Origin of the sequence: Bradyrhizobium sp. LLZ17, assembly GCF_041200145.1 — a bacterium.
Lineage (GTDB): Bacteria > Pseudomonadota > Alphaproteobacteria > Rhizobiales > Xanthobacteraceae > Bradyrhizobium.
In genome coordinates this window covers 5,285,995-5,309,888 of sequence record NZ_CP165734.1, presented here as the reverse complement: position 1 = coordinate 5,309,888, position 23,894 = coordinate 5,285,995, and the positions used below count along the sequence as shown (strand labels likewise).

At 64.9% G+C, this 23,894-nt stretch carries 17 protein-coding genes and 1 pseudogene; 7 read left to right on the top strand and 11 right to left on the bottom strand.

Annotated elements, in window-relative coordinates; translation table 11 throughout:
- Positions 1-322: 322 nt before the first annotated feature.
- Complete coding sequence (locus AB8Z38_RS25495) at positions 323-2,197, bottom strand: feruloyl-CoA synthase (RefSeq protein WP_369720504.1); 1,875 nt, start codon at positions 2,195-2,197, stop codon at positions 323-325.
- Between the two features lie 404 nt (positions 2,198-2,601).
- On the opposite strand from AB8Z38_RS25495, the pseudogene atzF reads away from it, so the two are divergent.
- Positions 2,602-4,409: pseudogene (gene atzF / locus AB8Z38_RS25490) on the top strand (allophanate hydrolase).
- A gap of 113 nt (positions 4,410-4,522) precedes the next feature.
- Here the strand turns inward: atzF and AB8Z38_RS25485 are convergent.
- From AB8Z38_RS25485 to ugpB, 10 genes are all read right to left on the bottom strand, one after another.
- Positions 4,523-5,245, bottom strand: coding sequence for a GntR family transcriptional regulator (locus AB8Z38_RS25485; protein ID WP_369720503.1), 723 nt, complete (start codon positions 5,243-5,245; stop codon positions 4,523-4,525).
- A gap of 4 nt (positions 5,246-5,249) precedes the next feature.
- Complete coding sequence (gene hpxZ / locus AB8Z38_RS25480) at positions 5,250-5,642, bottom strand: oxalurate catabolism protein HpxZ (RefSeq protein WP_369720502.1); 393 nt, start codon at positions 5,640-5,642, stop codon at positions 5,250-5,252.
- A 1-nt stretch (position 5,643) separates the two neighbouring features.
- Positions 5,644-7,038: an AtzE family amidohydrolase gene (locus AB8Z38_RS25475; protein ID WP_369720501.1), complete on the bottom strand. Its 1,395-nt coding sequence runs from the start codon at positions 7,036-7,038 to the stop codon at positions 5,644-5,646.
- Positions 7,035-7,217 carry a DUF4089 domain-containing protein gene (locus tag AB8Z38_RS25470; RefSeq protein WP_369720500.1) on the bottom strand — a complete coding sequence of 61 codons (183 nt, stop codon included), beginning with the start codon at positions 7,215-7,217 and terminating at the stop codon, positions 7,035-7,037. Before AB8Z38_RS25470 ends, AB8Z38_RS25475 begins: the two co-directional genes overlap by 4 nt.
- 19 nt (positions 7,218-7,236) lie before the next feature.
- Positions 7,237-8,967, bottom strand: coding sequence for a dipeptide ABC transporter ATP-binding protein (locus AB8Z38_RS25465; protein ID WP_369720499.1), 1,731 nt, complete (start codon positions 8,965-8,967; stop codon positions 7,237-7,239).
- Positions 8,968-9,070: 103 nt separating this feature from the next.
- Positions 9,071-9,970, bottom strand: coding sequence for an ABC transporter permease (locus AB8Z38_RS25460; protein ID WP_369720498.1), 900 nt, complete (start codon positions 9,968-9,970; stop codon positions 9,071-9,073).
- A gap of 62 nt (positions 9,971-10,032) precedes the next feature.
- Entirely contained in the window at positions 10,033-11,046 is a 1,014-nt protein-coding gene (locus AB8Z38_RS25455; protein WP_369720497.1) for an ABC transporter permease, read from the bottom strand.
- Positions 11,047-11,300: 254 nt separating this feature from the next.
- The gene (locus AB8Z38_RS25450) at positions 11,301-12,923 is read right to left on the bottom strand and encodes an ABC transporter substrate-binding protein (protein WP_369720496.1); all 1,623 of its coding nucleotides are present in this window, start codon (positions 12,921-12,923) and stop codon (positions 11,301-11,303) included.
- Positions 12,924-13,316: 393 nt separating this feature from the next.
- Entirely contained in the window at positions 13,317-14,276 is a 960-nt protein-coding gene (locus tag AB8Z38_RS25445) for an aminoglycoside phosphotransferase family protein (protein WP_369720495.1), read from the bottom strand.
- 276 nt (positions 14,277-14,552) lie between these two features.
- Entirely contained in the window at positions 14,553-15,941 is a 1,389-nt protein-coding gene (ugpB, locus tag AB8Z38_RS25440) for a sn-glycerol-3-phosphate ABC transporter substrate-binding protein UgpB (RefSeq protein WP_369720494.1), read from the bottom strand.
- A gap of 142 nt (positions 15,942-16,083) precedes the next feature.
- Here ugpB and AB8Z38_RS25435 point away from each other — a divergent pair, with 142 nt between their 5' ends.
- The 6 genes from AB8Z38_RS25435 (at position 16,084) to AB8Z38_RS25410 (ending at position 23,885) form a co-directional block, all read left to right on the top strand.
- Positions 16,084-17,094: a TRAP transporter substrate-binding protein gene (locus AB8Z38_RS25435; RefSeq protein ID WP_369720492.1), complete on the top strand. Its 1,011-nt coding sequence runs from the start codon at positions 16,084-16,086 to the stop codon at positions 17,092-17,094.
- A gap of 5 nt (positions 17,095-17,099) precedes the next feature.
- Complete coding sequence (locus tag AB8Z38_RS25430; RefSeq protein ID WP_369720491.1) at positions 17,100-19,178, top strand: ATP-binding protein; 2,079 nt, start codon at positions 17,100-17,102, stop codon at positions 19,176-19,178.
- A complete protein-coding gene (locus AB8Z38_RS25425) occupies positions 19,148-20,893 on the top strand; it encodes a DUF3369 domain-containing protein (RefSeq protein WP_369720490.1) in 1,746 nt (581 codons plus the stop codon). The genes AB8Z38_RS25430 and AB8Z38_RS25425 overlap by 31 nt, the downstream gene beginning before the upstream one ends.
- Positions 20,894-20,912: 19 nt before the next feature.
- The gene (locus tag AB8Z38_RS25420; RefSeq protein WP_369720489.1) at positions 20,913-21,650 is read left to right on the top strand and encodes a response regulator; all 738 of its coding nucleotides are present in this window, start codon (positions 20,913-20,915) and stop codon (positions 21,648-21,650) included.
- 438 nt (positions 21,651-22,088) lie between these two features.
- Positions 22,089-22,700: a sigma-70 family RNA polymerase sigma factor gene (locus AB8Z38_RS25415; RefSeq protein WP_369720488.1), complete on the top strand. Its 612-nt coding sequence runs from the start codon at positions 22,089-22,091 to the stop codon at positions 22,698-22,700.
- Between the two features lie 486 nt (positions 22,701-23,186).
- Positions 23,187-23,885, top strand: coding sequence for a cytochrome c biogenesis CcdA family protein (locus tag AB8Z38_RS25410; RefSeq protein ID WP_369720487.1), 699 nt, complete (start codon positions 23,187-23,189; stop codon positions 23,883-23,885).
- Positions 23,886-23,894: the final 9 nt, after the last annotated feature.

Sequence of the window (23,894 nt, the reverse complement as noted above, 5' to 3'; positions counted from 1 at the left end):
CGGTCGCGCATCAAGCGCGGTCCCCTATCGTCTCCCGTTATGCGCCGGCGTTTGCCGACGGCACCGATCCGGCCGAGCATTGCTTCCTCCGAGATTCGACGCAGCGGTTCTCCCGCCGTCATCTTGTCCGGAACGATGCACACAAATTAGTTGCTTAGGCAACAAAAGAATCCTGCAGGATAATGCGGCAGGTTTGCTGGCGTATTGGCGCGCTGTTTTCGGCCCCGTCATTGCGAGCGCAAGCGAAGCAATCGAGAATCCCCTCTGCGGAAAGACTCTGGATTGCTTCGCTGCGCTCGCAATGACAACAGGGAGAGGTGGCCTACGGCCGCCCACCTAACGCGAAGAGCTGCCGTTTCCACTCCTCCGAGGCATCATCATTCAACCGCGCCACAGCATCGGCACGGCGCGTGAGCACCGCGCGCTGGTTGATGTAGCCCTTGTCGGTGATCTCGCCGCCATCGACCGACGGCGGCTCCGCCAGCAGCAACGCGCGGGTGGCGTGGCCGGAGGAGTTGGCGCCCTGCTGCTTCAGCTTCGCGAGACCCTGCGCGATCGCGGTCCTGACCTTGTCATGGCCAAGTACATCATTGATGGCCGCCGCCTCGGGCAGGCCGGCATGTGCACGGCAAGCGGCAATGTTCGGGAAAACGAGGAAGCGCACTTCGTCTCCCCCGTGACCGGCCACGACGATATCCTGCGCGAGCGGCGCCAGCGCGGCAATGCCGGCGACGCGTAGCGTGCCGACATTGACCCAAGTGCCGGAATTGAGCTTGAAGTCTTCCGCGACGCGGCCGTCGAAAAACAGCCCGCGCTCGGGCCGCGCGGGATCGGCGAATTTCACGGCATCGCCGATCAGATAGAAGCCCTCCGCGTCGAAAGCCTGCTGCGTCAATTCCGGCGCCTTCCAATAGCCGGGTGTGACGTTGGGGCCGCGCACGCGAACCTCCAGCTTGTCGCCGGAGGGAACGAGCTTCAGCTCCGTCCCTGGAATCGGCACGCCGATATTGCCGGAGCGCTCGGCGAGAAAATGGCAGTCGGTTGCAAGCGGCGAGGTCTCGGTCGAGCCCCAGGCCGACACCATCGGCAGCGTGCGGCCGATGGTCTCGACGGAAAGCTGTTCGAGCGCATCCCAGAGGTTCTGCGGCAGTGCCGCGCCCGCATAGAAGGCGAATTTCACCTCACCGAAGAAACGGCGGCGCAGCTCCTCGTCGCCGCGCAGCGCCGCGATCAGCATGTCGAAGCCGCGCGGCACGTTGAAATAGACGGTCGGCATGACGCTTTTGAGATCTGCGAGCGAGGTTGCGAACAGGCCGGGCACGGGCTTGCCGCCGTCGATATAGAGCGATCCGCCATTGCGCAGCACGAGATTGAAATTGTGGTTGGCGCCAAACGTGTGGCTCCAGGGCAGCCAATCGAGAATGACAAGCTCGCCCGGGCTCTGCGCGAGAAAGGTCCAGGTCTGCGCCTTGGCCTGCTGGCTCGAGGTCAGCATGCGCTGGGTGTTGACGACGGCCTTCGGCGTGCCGGTCGAACCCGAGGTGAACAGGAATTTTGCGATCGTGTCCGGCGTCACCGCGGCGAACGCTGTTGCGACGCCGGAAGTTTCCGGCGTTGCCGCGATGGTCCGGAACGCAAGCGCGTCGGCATCATCGGCATTGCCGCTGATGATCTCGGCCCGATGCAGAGGCTTGATCGCGGCCAGCGCCGCCGCGTACGGCCTGGTCGCGAAAACGTATATCGCGCCGGGCTGCAGCAGCGTGATCATGCTCTTGAGCTTGTCGAAGTCCTTTGACATCAGCGAATAGGCCGGCGAGATCGCGGCCGAGGGCACGCCGACATGCTGGGCGGCAAGCGCGAGCAGCGCATGGTCGATGCTGTTGTCGGAGAGGATGACGAGCGGGCGTTCAGCACCGAGACCCTGCGCCAAAATCCACGATGCTGCCCCGCGCACCCGCCGCAGCGCCTGCGCGTAGGTGACGGTGGTCCAGGGTGCTTCGGCGTTGCCGCGCTCGGCGAGGAAGATCGTATCGGGTGCCTGCCGCGCCCATTGCTCGAGCCAGTCGCCGATGCAGCGCGCGCTGTCGCGCAAGGGCTCGGACGATCGCAGCACGATGCTGCCGTCGGCGCGATGCTCGGCGACGGTCTTTGGCGTGGCGAACAGGCTTGCAGCGTCACCGCGAAGGGCGGTTGTCATCGGTTTCCTCCTCGCCCGGCGAGCCGGGAGCGGCCGCAGCCTCGTCCCGGGCTGCTTGGCCATGAAGTTGAGTATAGCAATTATTGTCGTCCACAGCGGGATCAGCGCCAGCGGGCTGGGGATCGAGCGCGCCCGGCTGGTACGTCTGTTCGCCAACCTCGAACGACGAACCAGCAGCGGCGGCTCGAAATGCACGCCTGCTTCACCTGATCCGGACTGCCCACGATTTGAGCATATGCCCGGAACAGGGCGTCGGCCCGATAGTGCATGGGACAATCGAAATATCCACCAAGTCACTGATCCTTCTATAATATCCGGAACGGCGGGCGTGCCCGGATTCTGTACACAATGGCACATCGCTTGCTTCAATCCAGGTGAGGACACGTTGCCGGAGTTTTGTCACCATGGGGGCTGAGCAGCCTGAAACGATCGCCGCGATTGTGGCCGCACATCGCGCAGGCACGGTCACGCCGGCGCAGACGGTCGCGCGAACCTACCAGCGCGTCCGCGACCACAACGATCCCGCCGTCTTCATCAGCCTGCGCGACGAGACGGACGCGATCGCGGAGGCCGAGAAGCTTGCTGCGCGGCCAGACGCAGCAAACCTGCCGCTCTACGGCATCCCGGTCGCAGTGAAGGACAATATCGACGCGCTGGGCTTTCCGACCACGGCGGCCTGCCCGGCCTTCTCCTACACGCCGGCGCATGATTCCACCGCGGTGCAGCGCCTGCGCGCTGCCGGCGCGATCATCATCGGCAAGACCAATCTCGACCAGTTCGCGACCGGTCTTGTCGGCGTCCGCTCGCCCTATGGCATTCCCAAAAACGCGATCCGCGACGATCTCATTCCCGGCGGCTCGAGCTCGGGATCGGCGACCGCCGTCGGCGCAGGCCTCGTGCCGCTCTCGTTGGGGACCGACACCGCGGGCAGCGGCCGCGTGCCGGCCATGCTCAACAACATCGTCGGGCTGAAGCCGAGCCTCGGCATGATCTCGACCGCGGGCCTCGTGCCGGCCTGCCGCACGCTCGACTGCATCTCGGTATTCGCACTCACGGTCGACGATGCCGCGCTTGCGCTGTCGGTCATGGCTGGGCCGGACCAGGCCGATCCGTTCTCGCGCGACCGGCCGCTTGGCGCCATCACGCCGTTCCCGGCCAGGATGCGTCTCGGCGTGCCGCGCAACGGGCAACTGATCTTCTTCGGCGACAAAAAAGCGGAAGCGGCTTACGGCGAGGCGCTGCAGCGCTGGACGTCACTTGGCGCAACGCTGGTCGAGTTCGACCTCGAGCCGTTCTACGAAACCGCGCGGCTGCTCTATGAGGGGCCGTGGGTCGCCGAACGCTATCTCGTGATCCGCAATCTGCTCGCCTCGGCACCGGACTCGATCCATCCCGTCACCCGCGAGATCACCGCTGCCGGCGCGCGGTTGACGGCAGCCGAAACTTTCTCCGCGCTCTACCGCTTGCAGGGATTGCGCAAGATCGCCGAGCGCACCTTCACCAATATCGACGCGCTGGTGCTGCCAACGGCACCGACGGCGTATACGACCGCACAGGTGCTTGCCAATCCCGTCGAGCTGAACAGCCGGCTCGGGACCTATACCAACTTCGTCAACCTGCTCGATCTCTGCGGCCTCGCGCTGCCGGCTGCGATTCGTGGCGACGGCATTCCATTTGGGATCACGCTGCTCGCCCCCGCAGGACGTGACGCGCTTCTCGCCAGCATCGGCCGCGTCTTCCACGCCGACACCAGACTGACCCTTGGCGCCAAGGGCGTGGCGCAAGCCCGCTGGCGCCGCTTCCCGAACACGTGGCCGACGAGATTCCGATCGCGGTGGTGGGCGCGCATCTCTCCGGCATGGCGCTGAACGGCGAGCTGAAGGCCCTCAACGGAAAGCTGATCGAGGCGACCACGACTGCGCCCGACTACAAGCTCTATGCGCTGCAGACCACGCCGCCAAAGCCGGGCATGCTGCGCGTCAAGGCCGGCAAGGGCGCATCGATCGAGCTTGAGATCTGGTCGCTGTCGTCATCGGCCTTCGGCAAGTTCGTCAATGCGATTCCTGCGCCGATGGCGATCGGCACGATCCGACTTGCCGATGGCCGCAGCGTCAAGGGCTTTCTTGTCGAGCCGGAGGTGCTGGGCGAAGCCCGCGACATCAGCGCGTATGGTGGGTGGCGGAAGTATATGGCGGAAGCCGCGACAGCGTAGCTCTCGTAGGGTGGGCAAAGCGAAGCGTGCCCACCCTTTACACCAGCGGTGCGGATGGATCGTGGGCACGGCGCTTTGCGCCTTTGCCCACCCTACGGCACCGAGCGCGCAGCCTACACCGACACCGCGTAAATCTCATACTCCCCGCGCACCAATTCGATATGCGCGCGCATCGCGGCCGCGGCGCCTTGCTTGTCGCCGCGCATAATGGAAACGACGACGCGGTCGTGTTCGGCTTGCGATTTGGCGAGGCGGCCGAGATTGCGGAACTGGGCGCGGCGGAACGGTTGCACGCGCACGCGCGTAGCGAGCGTGATCTCGGCGATGTAGCCGTTCTGCGAGCCGGCATAGATCGCATTGTGAAAGCGCTCGTTGACCTCGTGGAAGCGATCGGGATTGCCGGCGTAGCTCAACACGCGCAGCTCTTCATGGATGGCTTCGAGGCCGTGGCGCTCGGTGACAGACATGCGCTCGGCGGCGAGGCCGGCGCAGAGCGCTTCGAGCTCTGCCATCGCCTCGAACATGCCCGTCAGCCGCTCGAACGAGGGCTGCGCGACGACCGCGCCGCGATGGGCGCGCGCTTCGACCAGGCCGCTCGCGACCAGTTGACGCAGCGCCTCGCGCACAGGCGTACGCGACACGCTGAAGCGACGTGCGATATCGGTCTCGTCCAGCGGCGCGCCGGGGGCGAGAGCGCCGCGCACGATCTCGTCCGCGAGCTGAAGACGCAGTTCCTCGGCGCGCGTGACTTTCTGCACCGAAGGCGACGCCCGGTCGACGCGCGGCACCACCGGCTCGGTCGGCAGCGTTCCGGGCGGAAGATCGTCAAGCGTCATACGGTCAAATCTCTTTCGGCTCGTCGATGATGCTGACATGGGCGGCGACAACGCGCCAGCCCTCCGGGAAGCGGACCCAGGTCTGCATCTGCCGGCCGACCTTGCCGGGCAAGGTGTCCCGATAAAACAGGGTGGAGGCCACGGCCGTGTCGCGGCCGTAGCTGGTGATCACGGTTTTCGCGGTGCGGCGGTTGAGGCCGATCGGCGAGCGTCCGGCGCGGAAGCCGGAGATCGCGTCGTAGCCGTAGAGATTTTCACCGACGCCGTAGCGCAGCGTGCGGGGATCATTGCGGAAGAGCTCACCGAGCACAGCCACGTCGTTGGTGACCAGCGCCTGCTCGTAGCGCTCGAACGCCGCCTTCACTTCCGCAAGCACATCCGGGAGATCGACCTCCATCTCAAAATCCTCTCGGCGCGGGCGCCGACACAACGCCCATCTGTTCCAATGCGTATGCGACGCGCAACGCGATGTCCTCGCGCCAGGGCGCGGCAATGATCTGCACGCCGATCGGCAGCGGCTCGAGCGGCACGGGCACCGCCACCACGGGCAAGCCGATGAACGAGATCGGCTGGGTGTGGATGCCGATATTGGCACGCACCGGCAATTCGACCCCACCGAGATTGAAATTGACCTGACCGAGCTTCGGCGCGGTGCAGGGCGTTGCCGGCGCGATCAGCACGTCCACCGACTTGAAGATTTCGGCGAGCTGCGCGCGATACCAGCGGCGGAATTTTTGCGCGCGATCGACCATCGGTGCCGGCACCATGGCGCCCGCGATCAGCCGGTCGCGCACCGCCGGATCGAAATCGTTCGGGCGCTTGCGCAGGCGATCGAGATGCAGCGAGGCGCCTTCGGTGGTGGTGATGACATAGGCCGCCGCGCGGGCGCGCGCGGCTTCGGGGATCTCGACGATCTGCGTTGCGCCGAGCGCCTTGACGACGCGAGCGACGGCTTCTACGGCTTCCGGAAACAAATTGTTCTGGAAGTACCCGCCGGCGATCGCGATGCGCAGGTCGGAAACCGGATTGGCGAGCAGCGGCGTCGTCGGTTCGAGACCACGATTGGTGCAGGCCGCATCGTCGGCATCCGGCCCCTGCATCGCATCATACGCGAGCGCGAGGTCGGTGACGTTGCGCGCAAACGGACCGAGGTGATCGAGGCTCGCGACGAACGGAAACGAGCGCGCGCGCGACAGCCGGCCATAGGTCGGCTTCAGGCCAAAGATGCCGCAGAACGACGACGGCACGCGAATCGAACCGTTAGTGTCCGATCCCAGCGCGATCGGCACCAGCGCGCCGCCGACGGCGCTCCCCGAACCGCCGGAGGAGCCGCCGCTCATTCGCGTCGTGTCGTGCGGATTGCGCGAGGGGCCGTCATGCACGTTCTCGCCGGTGAAATCATAGGCGTATTCGCCCATGTTGAGCGCGCCGACCAGCACGGCGCCGGCGGCTTCCATACGTTCAATCAAAGTGGCGTCGCGCTTGGCGGGCGCGAGATCGCGGTTGATCTTCGAGCCGGCGCGGGTCGAAAGGCCAGCAACGTCGAACAGGTTCTTCACCGCAAAGGGAACGCCGGCGAGCGGGCCGACCGTCTTGCCGGCGGCGATATCGGCATCGATCGCGCACGCCTTGGTGCGGGCGCGATCGGCCGTGACGGCGGTGAAGGAATTGAGGACGCCGTCGTGCTGCTCGATCCGCGCCAGCGCGGCATCGATCGAATCGAGCGCGGACAATTTGCCGCCGGCCACCGCCTTGGCGATCTCGGCAGCCGTTGCATCGGGCTTGGTGGTCATGGCAGCGCGAACACGGGCGCCGGCTCGGTCTCGTCCGGCAGCGCGAAATCGTCGACCATGCGGGCGAGCCGCAACGAGACATCGAGATTGGCGCGAATGGCAGGCCTCCAGGCCTCCTCGACCGGCAACGCCAATGCTTTCGCGACAGCGTCGATATAATCGTCCAGCGGTTCGGCCATCACGCTCCCAAACAGGCTCTCAGTGGACTCGCAACGGCGGATGCGGGATCGCCGTCAGCAGCTCCTTGGTGTAGTCGTCCTGCGGATCGCTCAACACCCTCTCGGAAGTCCCTTCCTCGACGATTCGACCCGACCGCATGACAATGACACGATCGCACAACAAGCGCACTACGTTCAGATCATGCGAGACGAACAGATAGCTCATACCTAGCCGCGCCTTGAGGGCCTGCAGCAGGTTCAGCACGACCGCCTGGACCGAGACGTCCAGCGCCGCCGTCGGCTCGTCCAGGATGACGAGATTGGGATGCAGGGCGATGGCCCGCGCGATGCCGACGCGGGCCTTCTGGCCGCCGGACAATTGATGCGGGAAGCGATCCAGCAGGTTGAGCGGCAGGCCGACCATGGTGGCCAGCTCCTCGCAGCGGGCGCGGAGCGCGTCGCGGCCCCTGATGTCGCCGAGCTGCATGATCGGGTCCGCGATGGCGCGCACGGCGGTGAAGCGCGGGTTGAGGCTGTCGGTCGGGTCCTGGAACACCATCTGGATCCGGCTGCGCTGCGGCAGCCGGGCGAAGGAGGCGGGCTGAATGGCGCCGATGTCTTCGCCGTCGAACTGAACCAGGCCGGAGGTCTGGTCGAGCAGCCGCATCACCATCATCGAGGTCGTCGATTTGCCGCAGCCGGATTCGCCGACCAGGCCGACGCTCTCGCCATGACCGATCGAGAAGCTAATGCCGTCGACGGCGCGGAAGACATCCGGCTCGACCGGCGGCTTGCGGCCGAACAATTTGCCGAGCGTCGCGGTGGCGCCCTGGCGGGGATATTCCTTGATGAGCTTTTCGATGAGGAGGAGGGGCGTCTGGCCGGCTGCGGCGGTCGGAGCGGATTCCGCGGGCGCAACGCTCGCGACAGTGGGTGCAGCGCCTTCCTCTTCCGGCAACAGATCCCGCAGGCTGACGCCAAGCCGTGGCGTCGCGCGCATCAGCTTCTTGGTGTAGGGGTGCTGCGGGTTGGCGAAGATGTCGGTGGCCTTCGCGGTCTCGACCACGCGGCCCTTCTCCATCACCACGACGCGGTCGCAATAGGCGGCGGCGAGCCCGAGATCATGCGTGATCAGGATGGTCGACATCGACTTGCGCTTGGTCAGCTCGACGATCAGGTCCATCACCGCCTTCTGCGTGGTGACGTCGAGGCCGGTGGTCGGCTCGTCCGCGATCAGCAGTTGCGGATTGCAGGCGAGCGCGAGCGCGATGACGACGCGCTGGCACATGCCGCCCGAAAGCTCGAACGGATAGGCGTGGTAGCGCTCGCGCGGCCGGGCGATCTTGACCTGCTCCAGCGCCTCGATCGCCTTCTCACCGCGATCGGCGACCATGGCCTGCTGCACATGGGTGCGCAGCACGTCCTCGATCTGGTCGCCCACTTTGCGGATCGGGTTGAGCGCGGCGCGCGGATTCTGGAAGATCATCGAGACTTCGCGACCGCGCAGATCGCGCATCTGGTTTTCGCTCGCGGCCTTGACGTCGATGCCGGAGAACATCACCGAGCCCTCGGCGATCCGGCCCGCACGCTCGAGGATGCGCATCACCGCGTAGGACGTCACCGACTTGCCCGAGCCGGACTCGCCGACGATGGCCAGCGTCTCGCCCTTCGCGACCGAGATGTTGACGTGCCGCACCGCCTTGACGATGCCGCGGCGGGTGGTGAATTCGACGGTGAGGTCCTGAACGTCGAGCAGAGGCTGGGCGGTCACGGGTGCCTCCCAAGCAAGAAGGTCGAAAACAACCCCATGCACAGTAGAACTGGATTGATTTTATTGGAGAATTTTGAGCGGAAATTTACGCGCAACCCAGCCATCACGTCCTCCGCTGCGGGTCGACGATGTCGCGCAGGCCGTCGCCGAGGAGGTTGAAGCAGAACACGGCGATCATCAAAGCGAGCCCCGGAAACAATGCGATCCACCATTCGCCGGAGACCATGAAGCCCGCGCCTTCGGCGACCATGATGCCCCATTCCGCGGTCGGCGGGCGGACGCCGAGGCCGATGAAGGAGAGGCCGGCGGCGTTGAGGATGGCGTAGCCCATGGTCAGCGACATCTGCACGATCATGATCGGCATGATGTTCGGCAAAATGTGCACCAGCAGGATGCGAAACTCGCCGTTGCCGGAGAGGCGCGCGGCCTGCACGAAACCGGCGTTGCGGCGGACGTTGGCCTCGGCGCGCGCGACGCGGGCATAGAGCGGGAAGTTCACGATGGCTGTGGCCAGAATGATGTTCTGCACGGTGTTGCCAAGCGCCGCGACGATGCCCATCGCCAGCACGAACAGCGGGAAGGCCATAATGGTGTCGGCGACGCGGCCGACGATGCGGTCGGTCCAGCCGCCGAAGTAGCCGGCGGCGATGCCGGCGAGCCCGCCCATCAAGAACACCAGCACGACGGAGGCGACCGCAATGAACGTATCGAGGCGCGTCGCCACGACGACGCGGCTGAAGATATCGCGGCCCAATTGGTCGGTCCCGAACCAGTGCGCGGCGGACGGGGGCTTCAGCGACGCCGCGGTATCGGATGCCAGCGGATCATAGGGCACCACATAGGGCCCGAAGATCGCGGCGATGAGGATCACGATCAACAGCGCGAAGGCAAAGCCGGTGACCTTGTTCTCACCGAGGACGTAGCGGGTCTGCTCGATGAGCGCAGCAAATCCCGACGTCCGCGCGGGACCAACGGGTTCAACAGCAGGCGCAACGGTGCTCATGACTCTATCCTTTTGAGTATGATCTGATCGGAAAACCGGTGCCCACTTTTCCGGATCATGCTCTACCCTTCCAGCCGCACGCGTGGATCGATTACGCCATAGAGAATGTCGATCACGAGATTGAGCAGCACGTACATCACCGCCATGGTCAGCACGAAGCCCTGCACCGGCGCGAAGTCCGACGAGATCAATGCTTCCACCGCGTAGGAGCCGATGCCGGGCCAGGCAAACACTTTCTCCACCAGCACGTTGGCGCCCAGCAGGAACGAGAACACCATGCTGAGCGTGGTGATGACGGGCAGCATCGCGTTGCGGAAGGCGTAGGTGACGATGACGGTTGCCGGCGACAGGCCGCTGGCGCGCGCGGTCCGCACGAATTCCGACGATAGCACCGCCAGCATCGAGGCACGCGTCATGCGCGCGATCGGCGCCAGCGAGAAGATCGCCAGCGTCGTCGCCGGCAAGATGAGCTGGCTCAGCGCCGAACGGAACGCCTCGAAGTCGCGGGCGATCAGCGTGTCGATCAGGTAGAAGCCGGTCAGCGTCGGCGGCGCGCTGTAGAACACGTCGAGACGGCCGAGCGGCGCGGGCGACCAGCCAAGCTGGAAATAGAAGACATAGACCAGCACCAGGCCGGTGAAGAACACCGGCAGCGAGACGCCGGCCGTCGTCGTCACCCGACAGAGATGATCGACCCATGATCCCGGCCGCGTCGCCGCAAGAACCCCGAGCGGGATCGCGATCACGATCGAGACGATCAGGCCGATCAGCGTGAGTTCAGCGGAGGCCGGCAGGCGATTGCGGATTTCCGCCGCGACCGGCTGGCCCGTGGTGAGCGAATTGCCGAAATCGCCATGGGCGAGATCGTTGGTGTAGCGAAAGAACTGCTCGATCAGCGGCTTGTCGAGGCCGAGCTTCTTGCGGATCTGCTCGACGGCTTCCTTCGTGGCGGCGGGGCCGGCGAAATACGCGGCCGGATCGCCCGGCAGCGCGCGGGTCAGCAGGAAGGTGACGATGATGACCCCGATCAGCGACGGAATCGCGAACATCAGCCGCTTGCCGATCATGGTCAGCATGGGGCTGCACTCCTGATGTGGAAATGAGATAGCGCCGCATACTCCGCTGCGCCCCCTATCCCCTTGTGGGAGAGGGTTGGGGTGAGGGGTAACCCCAAGCGAGATCGGAGTTCGCGGCTACCCCTCACCCACCTCGCCGCTGCGCGGCGAGCCACCCTCTCCCACAAGGGGAGAGGGAATGAGAGAGCTGCACTCGCCTCACCTGATCGGCAAAAACCTGGAGACGCGGCCTTGTCGCGCGCGCTCATCACGCCTCACCCCTTCGCCATCGCGCGATAATCCAGGCGGCGGTGGAACCAGTATTCGTATCCGCTGATGTTCTTCTGCATCGCGACGTTGACGAAGGGCTGGTAGAGCGGGATGCGTGGGATGTCGGCATAGGCGAGATCGACGAAGCCCTTCACGTCGGTGTCGTAGGTCGCCATGTCGCCGGTCGCGGCGGCGGTGCGCGCGCCATCGATCAGTTTGTCCATCGCCGCCGACTTGTAGCTCATGGTGTTGAAGACGGAATTGTTGCCGTGATAGCACCAGTAGAAGAAGTATTCGGGGTAATCGAGCCAGCCCGAGAACACGTTGGTGAAGAGCGGCATCTCCTTCTTGTTCAACTCGGTGCGCCAGTTGGCGCCGGGCACCTTGTTGATGGTGGTCTTGATGCCGAGCTGCGCGAGTGATTCCTGCACCAGCACGCAGAGCGGCTCGTTGACGCCGGCAAAATTGAGGTCGAACGAAATCGTCGTCTCAAAGCCGTTGGCGTAACCGGCCTCGGCGAGCAGCGCCTTCGCCTTCGCCATGTCGGTGTTGTATTTGTGCGGCTGCGGCCAGGCGACCTCGGTCGGCTTGTCCGCAGCTGCGCCGAACATCGGATTGGCGAGGCCGAACAGCACCGCGTCCATGATCTTCTGATAGGGCAGCGCATAGGCGATGGCCTGCCGCACCTTCACATTGTCGAACGGCGGCTTGGTCACGTTCATGCCGATATACTGGATGCCGTTGGAGAACGGCAGCGACACCACGTTGAGCTTGCCGCTCGCCTTCATCTCCTGGAAATCCTTGAACGGCAATTCGTAGGAGATGTCGGCGTCGCCGCGCTCCAGCAGCGCGCGGCGGTTGCCGGCCTGCGGCACCATGCGCCAGATCACGCGCTTGATCTTCGGCAAGGGGCCACCGACCCAATCCTCGTTGCGCTCCATCACGACTTCGGTGCCCGCGGTCCACTTCGTCACCTTGTAGGCGCCGGAGCCGGCGGTCTGCTGCTTGGTGCATTCGAGGCCCCAGGGATCCTTCTCGCTGGCGTTCTTCTTCACGAGCTCGGAATTGATGACGCAGGGCACGATCACGGCGAGATCGGGAATCGTCAGCCGATCTTTCTTCGCGAAATCGACCCGCACGGTGTTGTCGTCGATCACGACGAACTGCTCGGGCTTGGTCAGCGAGCCCGCGCTCATCTGGAAGGTCGGGAAGCCGCCGACGGTGACGGCGCGGTCGAGCGACCACTTCACGTCCTTGGCGGTGACCGGCGCGCCGTCGTGGAATTTGGCGTTCTTCTTCAGCTTGAAGGTGACCGACATGTCGTCGATCTTCATGTCGTCGGCGAGCTCACCCTTGAACTTGTCGCGGTCGTAATAGGGTACGCCGCCGGGGCCGCTCTTCATCTCGTGGCTGATCAGCCGGTCGTAGCAATTCCAGGACACCTCATAGCCGGGCACGTTGGTGCCGACACCGTGGATGTCGAGATTGTTGGGGCCGCCCTCGGACACGATCAGCAGCGTCTCCGAGCGCGCATCGGCCCTGGCCGAAGAGATCACGGCGGGCATCGCCGGAAGCGCCGCGCCAGCGGCCAATCCGGTGGCGGATTTCAGAAAATCGCGGCGCTTCATGAAAATGCTCCAACGCAAAAGTTTCTGGTTGGAACTGGATTCGCAAGGTTCATGCCAAGGCTTAATGAGGGTTTGAACCAGCATAAGCCGCTGATATATTTACATGAAACAGCTATTGATCGGACCGTCGATCAAAGGCCAAGCTTTGGGGCGTTGCATACAAAGATACGCATTTGCTTATAAAATAAGCTGAATCGAGCTTCGCTTGTTTGGCAGGCGGCTTATTGAACCGCCGTCGTCCTGGCGAAAGCCAGGACCCATTACCCCAGGAAGAAGTTGCGGCGCCAAGCTGGCAACCACGAGTCTTCGCAAAACCCCTCCGGGGGTAATGGGTCCTGGATCTGCGCTTCGCTTGTCCAGGACGACGGCGTTGATGAGGTCGGCAGCGGTGAATTACTCCGCCCAGATCAGCTCCTGGAGCTCGATCAGATCATTCGCCCTCTCCTGCCAGCCCTCGATGCAGATGTGGCTGTTGAGATCGCTGGCGTGGTGCAGCAGCATCAGGGCCATTAGCCGCCGCTTGAGTGCGTAGTCCGGCTTCGCATAGCCAAAACCTTCGAGCAGGCTGCGCACGCGGCCGGGCCGTCCCGCCGCCATGAAGGCGCTGGGGCCGAGCAGATCGTAGTCGCGCCATCCCGCCTTGACGTCGCCGAAGTCGAACAGGCCGGCGAGCGACCAATCGCCGTTGTCGCAGGCCAGCAAAAAATTCTCTGGAATGTACTCGCCGATCAGAATCACCGGCGGCGCGTCCATGGGAATGAGCTCAGCGGCATCGCGCAGGAGATCGTCGAGGCCGGCGAGGAATTTCGGCGCAAGACCGAGCCGTTCGTGCCTGTCGCGGCAGCCCTGCATCTGCGCGCGCGTGAACGCATCCCAGCGCGGGTCGAGCTGCGCCAGCGGGCCGAGCGGTGCGCGCTGCACGGCGGCGATGGTCGCGCCGATCTGGCGCAGCACGCGCTCCTTCTGTGCTTCCGCGAGCTGCGGCCAGATCTCCGAGCCGAGCGTGCCGGCGAGGCGCGTGATGATCAGATAAGGCCAGCCGTCGCGCTCGCCTTCGGCAACGATCTCGGGAATCGGCAGGTGGAGGCGACCGGCAAGCTGTGTCAGCGAGCCGCGCTCGGAGACGAACTGGGCGCGCAACAACGGCGGGAAGAGTTTCACGATCAGCTTATCATCGAGGCCTGCGACGAGGTTGGTGCCGGTCGAAAACACCTGCGGCGAACCGACGTCGATGCCGTGGCTGCGGGCGATGTCGAGCGCGATCGGCAGCCATCGCGCCGGATCGGAGCGAAAGGCGCGGAAGGTTTTTGAGTCGGTGAATGCCGGCAGGTGTTGCGACATAACATTGGTCATCGTTGCCCGCTCACCCCGGAGCGTTTTCGTTGATCTCGATGCGAGCCCAGGACGCGCTGCACCTCTCCCGCTTGCGGGAGAGGTCGACGCGTAGCGTCGGGTGAGGGTTTTCTCCTCTGGGGAGTGTCCCGTTGCGGAGACAACCCTCTCCCATAGCCGATGCTTCGCATCGGCGTCCTTTAAGAACGGCGGCCGTAGGCCGCCTATGCCTCCCCCGCAGGCGGGGAAGGGAGCGCACCTCGTCGGCGGCAATAGCGGAATCCAATGGCAAAATCGCTACCGCTCCGGGCTGGCGCGCTCGAATTGGCGCAGGAGCTTGTTGCCGCGTTCGACGGCGGACTCCAGCGCGGCTTGCGCGCCCTTCTGGCCGGCAAAGGCTCGCTCCAGCTCGTCCTCGATCACGCCGCGGATCAAGATGAAGGAGCCGAGCCGGATGCCCTTGGAATTCTCGGTCGGCGGATGCAGCGTGATCTCCTCGAACGAGATCGCGGAGCCCGGGTTGCGCTCGTAAAAGCCCTGCGCCCGCGTCAGCTCGAAGGCGGCGCGGGTGACCGGCAGGTACCCGGTGTTCTGGTGCCAGGCGGCCTGCACGCCGGGCTGCGACAGATAGGCGAAGAACCGCGCCACGCCTTTGTATTCGTCGCGCGGCCGATCGCGCAGCACCCACAGCGTGGCGCCGCCGATGATCGAGTTCTGCGGCGCGTCCTTCACGTCGGGCCAATACGGCATCATGCCGTAGCCGATCTCGAACTTCGAATTCGCCTTGATGTCGGCACGCGTCGCCGAGGAGCCGATGAAGATGCCGCATTCGCCGTTCTGGAAACGCGGCTCGGCCGCTTGGCCGCGGCCGCTATAGTCGAACAGTTTCGTCTTTTGCCATTCGGCGAGCTGGGCGACGTGCTTGACCACGACCGGATTGTTGATGGTCAATTGTGCATCGAGGCCGGCAAAACCGTTCGCGCGGGTGGCCAGCGGCAGATTGTGAAACGCCGAAAAATTCTCGACATGGATCCAGGACGGCCACGACGTGGTGAAGCCGCAGACCGCGCCGTGCTCGCGCAGGCGCTTTGCGGCGGCGCCGAGCTCGGGCCAGGTCTTCGGCGGCGTCTCCGGATCGAGGCCCGCGTCGCGGAACATGGTCTTGTTGTAATAGAGGATCGGCGTCGACGAATTGAACGGGAACGACAACAGATTGCCGGCTGCGTCGGTGTAGTAGCCGGAGACGGCGGGAAGATAATCGCTGAGCGAGAACGGCTCGCCCATGTCGCGCATCATGCTGTAGACGGGATAGATCGCGCCCTTGGCCGCGGTCATGGTGGCGGTGGCGACCTCGTTGACCTGGACGATCGCGGGCTGGCTGCGCGAGCGGAAGGCGAAGATCGCAGCCGTCACCGTCTCGGTGTAGCTGCCCTTGTAAGTTGGTACGATGCGGTAATCCGGCTGCGTGGCGTTGAAGTCGGAGGTGAGCTTTTCAAGCTGCTTGCCAAGCTCGCCCGACATGGCGTGCCACAGCGCGATGTCGGTAGCGCGCGCCGGCGCGAGCGGCGCCAAGGAGAGGGCCAAGAAAGAGAGGGCGGCGATCTGCAAAAGGCGCAATGCTGAAATCAATTTGGCTCTTCCCTCTCGCGCGGCAAAAGGCGACCGATCCTGCTTAAGGCGCGGCATTCGCGGTTTCAACCGGGAATGAGCCGTGGCCGCGCCGCACAATCGCGCTGCCGGCGGACCGGGATGGCCTTCCCTTTACCATCTGCTAGATTGGATTGAACCTTTTCCTTCCGCCCTAGACTCCATCACCAAGGGGTTGAGTGTGCCAGTGTTGAACCGTGCCGAATTCTCGCGGACCGGGATGGTGTTCGTCGCGCTTTTGTTCGCCGCAGTCTCGATGGGCATGTGCGCGACGGGCGCGATTGCGCGCGAGTTCCGCGCTGCCGACACCCAGACTGAGGATTACCCGACCGTGCAGGCGCTGCGCTACATGAGCGCCCTGATCGCCGAGCGCACCGCCGGCCGCCACGAGATCAAGGTGTTTCACTCCCGCCAGCTTGGCGAGGAGAAGGAGACGATCGAGCAGACCCGGGCCGGCGCGATCGACCTCAACCGGACCAACGTGGCGCTGATCGGCAATTTCGTTCCGGCGATGAACGTGCTGGCCATGCCGTTCCTATTCCGGTCCATCGAGCACATGCAGAAGGTGCTGGACGGGCCGATCGGCGGCGAGATCCTGAACAGCTTCGAGCCCTACGGCTTCGTGGGGCTCGCCTTCTACGATTCGGGGGCGCGCTCGATCTATAACGGAGTTCGGCCGGTGAAGAGCATCGCCGACCTCAAGGGCCTGCGGATCCGGGTGCAGCAATCGGAGCTGATGAGTGAGATGATCCGCTCGCTCGGCGCCGAGCCTGTCGAGCTGCCCTACGGGCAGGTGCTCACGGGTCTTGCGACCCATCTGATCGACGGCGCGGAGAACAACTGGCCCTCCTTCGTGACCACGGACCATTACAAATATGCCGGCTACCTGACGCTGACCGAGCACACGATGAGCCCGGAGGTGCTGGTGATCTCGCTCAAGGCCTGGCGCAGCCTGTCGGCTGAGGACCAGCAGATCTTCAGGGAGGCCGCGGCGCGCTCCGGCAATTTCATGCGCGAGAAATGGCGCGACCTCGAGGAGCAGTCGCAGCGCAAGGCGCAGGCCGCGGGCGTCACCATCGTCAGGGATATCGACCGCAAGCCGTTCGAGGACGCGATGGCGTCAATCTACGCCAAGGCCGGGCGCGATCCCGCCGCGGCCGCGCTGATCGAACGCATTCGCAAGGTGGAGTGAGGTTTTTGGCTGCGCCCGGACACAGCGAGCTCGCAGACAGGCCGCCCGGCCCGATCGGGCGGCTGCGCGCGCGTCTGGTCGGCCTGCTGCGGGCGGTGCCGATCCGCTGGCGCATCCTGTCGATCGCGGCGCTGAACTCCGCCGTGGTGATCGTGCTGGTGGCGATGATCTGGAACGGCGCGCAGGTGCTGGGCTCGGCCTGGGACGACGTGCGCCAGGTGCGCGAATCCGACCGGATCCTGGCGCTGCTCGAAAGCGAGACCGGGCGCCTCCAGAACCTGATCCACCGTTATATCAACCAGCCGAGTCCGGACCTGTTCGCCGAAATCCTGTTGCTGCGCGAGGCGGTGCTGGGCACGCTGACCGATCGCGCCGCCAAGGACCCGATGCTGGCGGGCTCGGTCGAGGAGCTGGAGCGCACCACCGACCGCTTCCTCAACGGTTTTGGCGAGCTGCGCGCCGTGCAGGCGACCATCGCCAAGACCTACGAGGAGCAGGTGCAGGGCCCGGCCAGGGACATGGCGGGGCTCTACTCCATCATCGAGGGCGCCACCGGCCATCGCGACGCCTTGATCTGGCCCTCGCTCGGCAAGTCCCGCGAGGCCTTCACGGCGATGCTGGTCGCGGCCAATTCCTACTATCTGTCGCTGTCGCCGGGTGCCGCCGACGACGCGCGCCGCAACACCGAGACCATCGAGAAAACCATCCCGGTGATGATCGATCTCGCCGACAACGACCTCCAGCGCATGGCGCTGCAAAAGCTCGCGACCCGCACCACGGCGCTGCGCGAGGGCTTTGCAAAACTCTCCGAGCAATTGACCAGCCGCACCGACTTGCTGCGCAACACCATCGACGCCAGTCAGGCCGAGGCGATCGGCGCCATCGACGACCTCTCGACCAAGATGCGCCAGCGCGAGCAAAAGGCGCAGGCAACCTTCGACCGCACGCTGGCGGACATTTCGCGGCGGGTGCTGTCGATCGCCGTGATCTTCCTCGGCATCATCCTGTCCGCCGGCGTGCTGATCGCGCTGTCGATCCGGCTGCCGCTGCAGCAGATCATGGCGGCGATGCGCGCGATCACGCTCGGCGATCTCGGCCGCGCGGTGCAGGGCACCGGCGCCCGCGACGAGGTCGGCGCCATGGCGCGCGCGGTGGAGGTGTTCCGCGAGAACGCCATCGCCAAGCGCCAGACCGAGGACGAGCTGCGCGAATCCAAGGAGAAGGCCGAGAGCGCGCTGCTCGAGCTCAATGCCGCGCAGCAGAATCTGATCGACGCCGAACGGCTGGCGGCGCTGGGCGGCCTCGTTGCCGGCGTCGCCCACGAGGTCAACAACCCCATCGGCATCAGCCTGACCGTGGCCTCGAGTTTGGCCCGGCGCAGCGAAATGTTCGAGGCCCAGCTCAAGGGCGATGGCGGGCTGCGCCGCTCGCAGCTGGAGGAATTCGTGCAGTCGTCGCGCGACGCCTCGCAGCAGCTCGTCGCCAATCTCACGCGCGCCGGCGAGCTGATCCAGTCGTTCAAGCAGGTCGCGGTCGACCGCTCCCATGCCGAGCGCCGGCAATTCTCGTTGAGCGAAGCTACCGACCAGATCATCGCGAGCCTCAGGCCCGTGCTGAAGCGCTCGCCGACCACGCTCCAGGTCGACGTGCCCGAGGGGCTGCTGCTGGACGGCTATCCCGGCTCCTATGGCCAGATCCTGACCAATCTGTTCCTCAATGCCGCCAACCACGCCTTTGCCGACCGGCGGGCCGGCACCATCACGATCTCGGCGCGACCGCGCGGGACCGACGACATCGAGATCATCTTCGCCGACGACGGCGCCGGCATGACCCCCGACGTGCAGCGCCAGGCCTTTGACCCCTTCTTTACCACCCGGCGCAATGAAGGCGGCACGGGACTCGGCCTGCATATCGTCTATAACCTCGTCACCCAGCAGCTCGGCGGCCGGATGATGCTGGAATCCAAGCTGGGACAAGGCACTACTTTTCGCATTATCATGCCCCGGGTCGCCAAGGGCGCCACGCAAAGCACAGAGACTGACGGGACCTCTCAATGGCCGAACAGGACGATGTCCTCCACCTGATCGACGATACCGGGACCGCGTCGGAGGATACGGAGACGAGGAAGTGGAAGATCGCCGTCATCGACGACGATCCGGCCGTGCATGACGGCACGCGTTTTGCGCTCTCGGACTATTCTCTCAACGGCCAGGGCCTGGAAATCCTCTCGGCGCATTCCGCGGCCGAAGGTCGCAAGCTGATGGCCGCGCACGGCGACATCGCCGCGGTGCTGCTCGACGTCATCATGGAGACGGATGTCGCGGGGCTCGAGCTGGTCGAGTTCATTCGCAACGAGCTCAAGAACGAGACCGTGCGCATCATCCTGCGCACCGGACAGCCCGGCCAGGCGCCCGAGCGCCGCGTCATCGTGCAATACGACATCAACGACTACAAGGCCAAGACCGAGCTCACCGCCGACAAACTGTTCACCTCGCTGACCGCGGCGCTGCGCTCCTACCAGCAGCTCGAGCGCATGGTGCAGACCCGACGCGGGCTGGAGATCATCATCGACGCCGCCTCGACTCTGTACGACTTCAAGTCGATGCAGCGGCTCGCCGAGGGCGTGCTGACCCAGCTCGCCTCGCTGCTCAATGTCGATTGCGCCGGCATCCTGGTTCTGCGCGACAATGGCGGGGTCGATCCCGAGCTGTCGGTGCTTGCGGGCAGCGGCTGCTACAGCCGCTTCATCGGCACGACCTCGTCGAAGGCGCTCGACCCCGATCTGCGCGCGATGGTGGAAGCGGCGTTCCAGGGCCGCAAGAACGAATTCGCCGACCACCGCAGCGTGATCTATTTGCGCACCGGTAGCGGCCGCGAGGTCGTGGTGCTGCTCCAGGCCGAACGCGAGCTGTCCGGGACCGACCGTTCGCTGGTCGAGATCTTCTCCAGCCGGCTCTCGATCGCATTCGACAACGTCATCCTCTATCAGCAGCTCCAGGACGCCAATACGCAGCTGGAAGACCGCGTGGCCCAGCGCACCCGCGCCTTGATGCAGGCCAACCGCCGCCTCTCGGCGCAATGGCTGCGGCTGCAGCGCGCCAACGGCTTCAAGAACGAGATTTTGGGCACCGTCGCCCACGACCTCAAGAACCCGCTCGGCGTCATTCTCGGCCGCACCGAGATGCTGAAGGAGCTGATCTCGACCGGCGCGTCCGCGAGCGGCGTGAGCGCCCAAGTCGATCACATCCGCGATGCGACCAAGCGCCTGACCACGATGGTCGATCACCTGATCTCGGACGCGATGGCGGATGCCTTCGACATCACCATTCGCCGCGAGCCGGTCGATGTCGCGGCCCTGGTGAAAGAGGTCGCCGAAGCCAACCAGCCGCTCGCCGTCAACAAGCAGCAGACGATCAGCGTCACCGCGCCGTCCAACATCGTCACCATGTGCGACACCGACCGCATCCGTGAGGCGATCGACAATCTCATCAGCAACGCCATCAAATACTCACCGATGGCCGGCAAGATCATTGTCGCGGTGACCCATGAGGCCAACGACACCGTCATCCGCGTCACCGACGAAGGCGCCGGGCTGTCGCCGGAGGATCTCGGCCGCCTGTTCGGCCGATTCCAGCGACTGTCGGCAAAACCGACCGCCGGCGAGAGTTCGACGGGGCTTGGGTTGTCCATCGTCAAGCGTATTATCGACATGCATGGCGGCGAGGTGACCGCCGAGAGCGACGGACCCGGCAAGGGATCGACCTTCACCATCACGCTTCCCGCGACTGAAATGCACTGAGCCGAAATGCTATGACCCCATGACCCAAAGCCAGCACATCATGATCGTCGACGACGAGGCCCCGGCCCGGGAGATGGTCGGCGATTACCTCAAGATGCACGGCTTCACCGTGACGCTGTGCGACGGCGGAAAGAGCTTGCGCGCCGCGATCGACGGCAGCATGCCAGATCTCGTCGTGCTCGACCTCAACATGCCCGAAGAAGACGGTCTCTCGATCATCCGCGACCTCAAGAGCCGCATCAACGTTCCCGTGATCATGCTCACGGCCACCGCGAGCCCGATCGACCGCGTGGTCGGGCTCGAGCTCGGCGCCGACGATTACGTGGCCAAGCCGTGCGAGCTGCGCGAACTGATGGCGCGCATTCGCTCGGTGCTGCGGCGGAGCACGCCGCTCAAGCTCGCCGCATCCGAAGCGGCGCCTGCGAAATCCGACAAGGATCAATTGGTACGCTTTGGGACAAAATGGCTCGATCTCGAAGCGCAAGCGCTGCGCGACGACGAGGGCAACGAGCATCCGCTGACCGCGTCCGAGTTCGGGCTGTTGAAGGTGTTCGCGGCCAATCCGAAGCGCGTGCTGTCACGCGAGCGCCTGCTGGAACTGGCCAATGCGCGCGACGCCGAAGCGTTCGATCGCGCCGTCGACCTGCGCATCATGCGCATCCGCCGCAAGATCGAGCCCGACCCGACCAAGCCCGCCGTGATCCGCACCATCCGCGGCGGCGGCTACCTGTTCTCGCCCGCGGGCGAGAAGGCGTAGGGGACGCGAGGGCGTAAGGCGTGCGCGGCAAATTCCGCCGTCATCCCGGCGAAGGCCGGGATCCATACCGCGTGATCTATCGGTGAATTGCATGTGCCGGTACCGGCAAAGGCTCTTCACGACCGGTCTTCGCAAAACGTCTCGCTGTGGTTATGGGTCCCGGCCTTCGCCGGGACGACGTCGGGATTAGTGCGGCGGCGAACACAAACACCCCAACTTCGTTCCTCACCCGCAAAACCGCCCGCCCCGTATTTCCCGTACGTTGAAATTCCACGCTTTTTTACCCCGGATGTTTCGTCGGCCCGTCTCCGACGAAACAATTTGACGGCGCACGAAACCATTTTCCGCTTTTGGTGCAGACGTCCCGAAACGTTGGCTCATTAACACTTTGGTCCAAGGAAACGCCGCTCGGTTGCGGCGCTACGGGGAGCCAGGTCAATGCCGAACGTCATCGCCATCAACGCCCAAGCCAGCCAGAGCATCATTGCCGCTCAGGCGACCTCGGACGATATGCTTCTCGAAAGCATTGCCGACGGCAACCGGACGTCGATGCACATCCTTTATTGCCGTCACAACGTGCGCGTCTACCGCTTCATCCTGCGCATCGTGCGTGATGCGACCGCGGCCGAAGACCTGGTCAGCCAGGTGTTTCTCGATGTGTGGCGGACCGCCGGCCAATTCCAGGGCCGCTCGCAGGTCTCGACCTGGCTGCTCTCGATTGCCCGCTTCAAGGCGCTGACCGCGATGCGCCAGCGCCGCTTCGAGGACATCGACCAGGAAGACGTGCGCCAGATTCCCGATGGCGCGGAGACGCCGGAGACCTCGCTCGACCGCAGCGACACCAGCGCGATCCTGCGCGCCTGCGTGGCAAAACTGTCGCCCGCGCATCGCGAGATCATCACCCTCGTCTATTACCATGAGAAGTCGGTGGAGGAGGTCGGGCAGATCATCGGCATCCCCCAGAGCACGGTGAAGACCCGGATGTTCTACGCCCGCAAGCAACTGGCCGAGTTGCTCAAGAGCTGTGGCGTCGAACGCTTCGCCGCCTGAAACACAAAGATTTCAAGGAGATAGGACCGGATTTCGGGCCCCATCACCGGACACAAAAGAGTTACCGCCGACGAAACAATTGAAACAAAACACAACATCAGGCGGAAAAACTTCATCCCTATAAAGCTCACATACGGTTTCGCTTAAACCTCCCAAGACCTCCAACGACCCGGACGGGATGCCCCCCTCCGGGTCGTTTTGTATTTGGGGGCAAAGACGTAGCGGCAGGCTCCCGCCTCTCCCGCTTGCGGGAGAGGCCGACGCGCCCCGGGCGATGCGAAGCATCGTCCCGCGCGCGGGGGTGAGGGCTGTTTCCTCTTGGGAAGTGTCCCATTGCGGAGGCACCCTCTCCCCTGCCCTCCCCCGCCAGCGGGGGAGGGAGCGCACCGAGGTCGCGGCACGACCGCCGTCACGAACGCGTGACGCTCGTAACAATCCGCGCACCCACCCCGAACAACCCTCGTGACCCCCTTCACGAGTGGCCCGATGCTTGACCTGATCTTCGCTGTCCTTGCCGGCATCCTCACCATTGCCGCGCCATGCACGCTGCCGATGCTGCCGATCCTGCTCGGCGCCTCGATCGGCCACGCCGGCCGGCTGCGGCCCGCGATGATCGCGCTCGGTTTCGTGCTCTCGTTCTCCGCAACGGCGCTGCTGCTCGGCGCGCTCACACGGCTGTTCGATTTCGATCCGAACGTGCTGCGCGAAGCCGCCTCGATCCTGCTGCTCGGCTTCGGCCTGCTGATGCTGTGGCCGGCGCCGTTCGAATGGCTGTCGATCCGGCTCAATGGCTGGCTCGATCTCGGCAATTCCAGCGCCACGCAACGCGAGGGCGCGCTCGGCGGCCTCGTGCTCGGCACCACGCTCGGTCTGGTCTGGACGCCCTGCGCCGGCCCGGTGCTCGGCTCGATCCTGACGCTGGTGGCGACCTCGAACAACGCCGGCTGGGCGGGCACGCTCTTGATCGGCTACGCAATCGGCGCCGCAATTCCGATGCTGGCGATCGCCTACGGCGGGCAGGCCGCGACCACGCGCGTGCGCAGCCTCGCGCGCATCTCGCCCAGGCTTCAACAGGGCTTTGGCGTCATCGTGATCGCCTTCGCGGCCGCCGCCTACTTCCAGTACGACACGCTGATCGTGGCGTGGCTCACCGGATTCTATCCCACCGGTCAGATCGGCCTGTGATCATCCCAA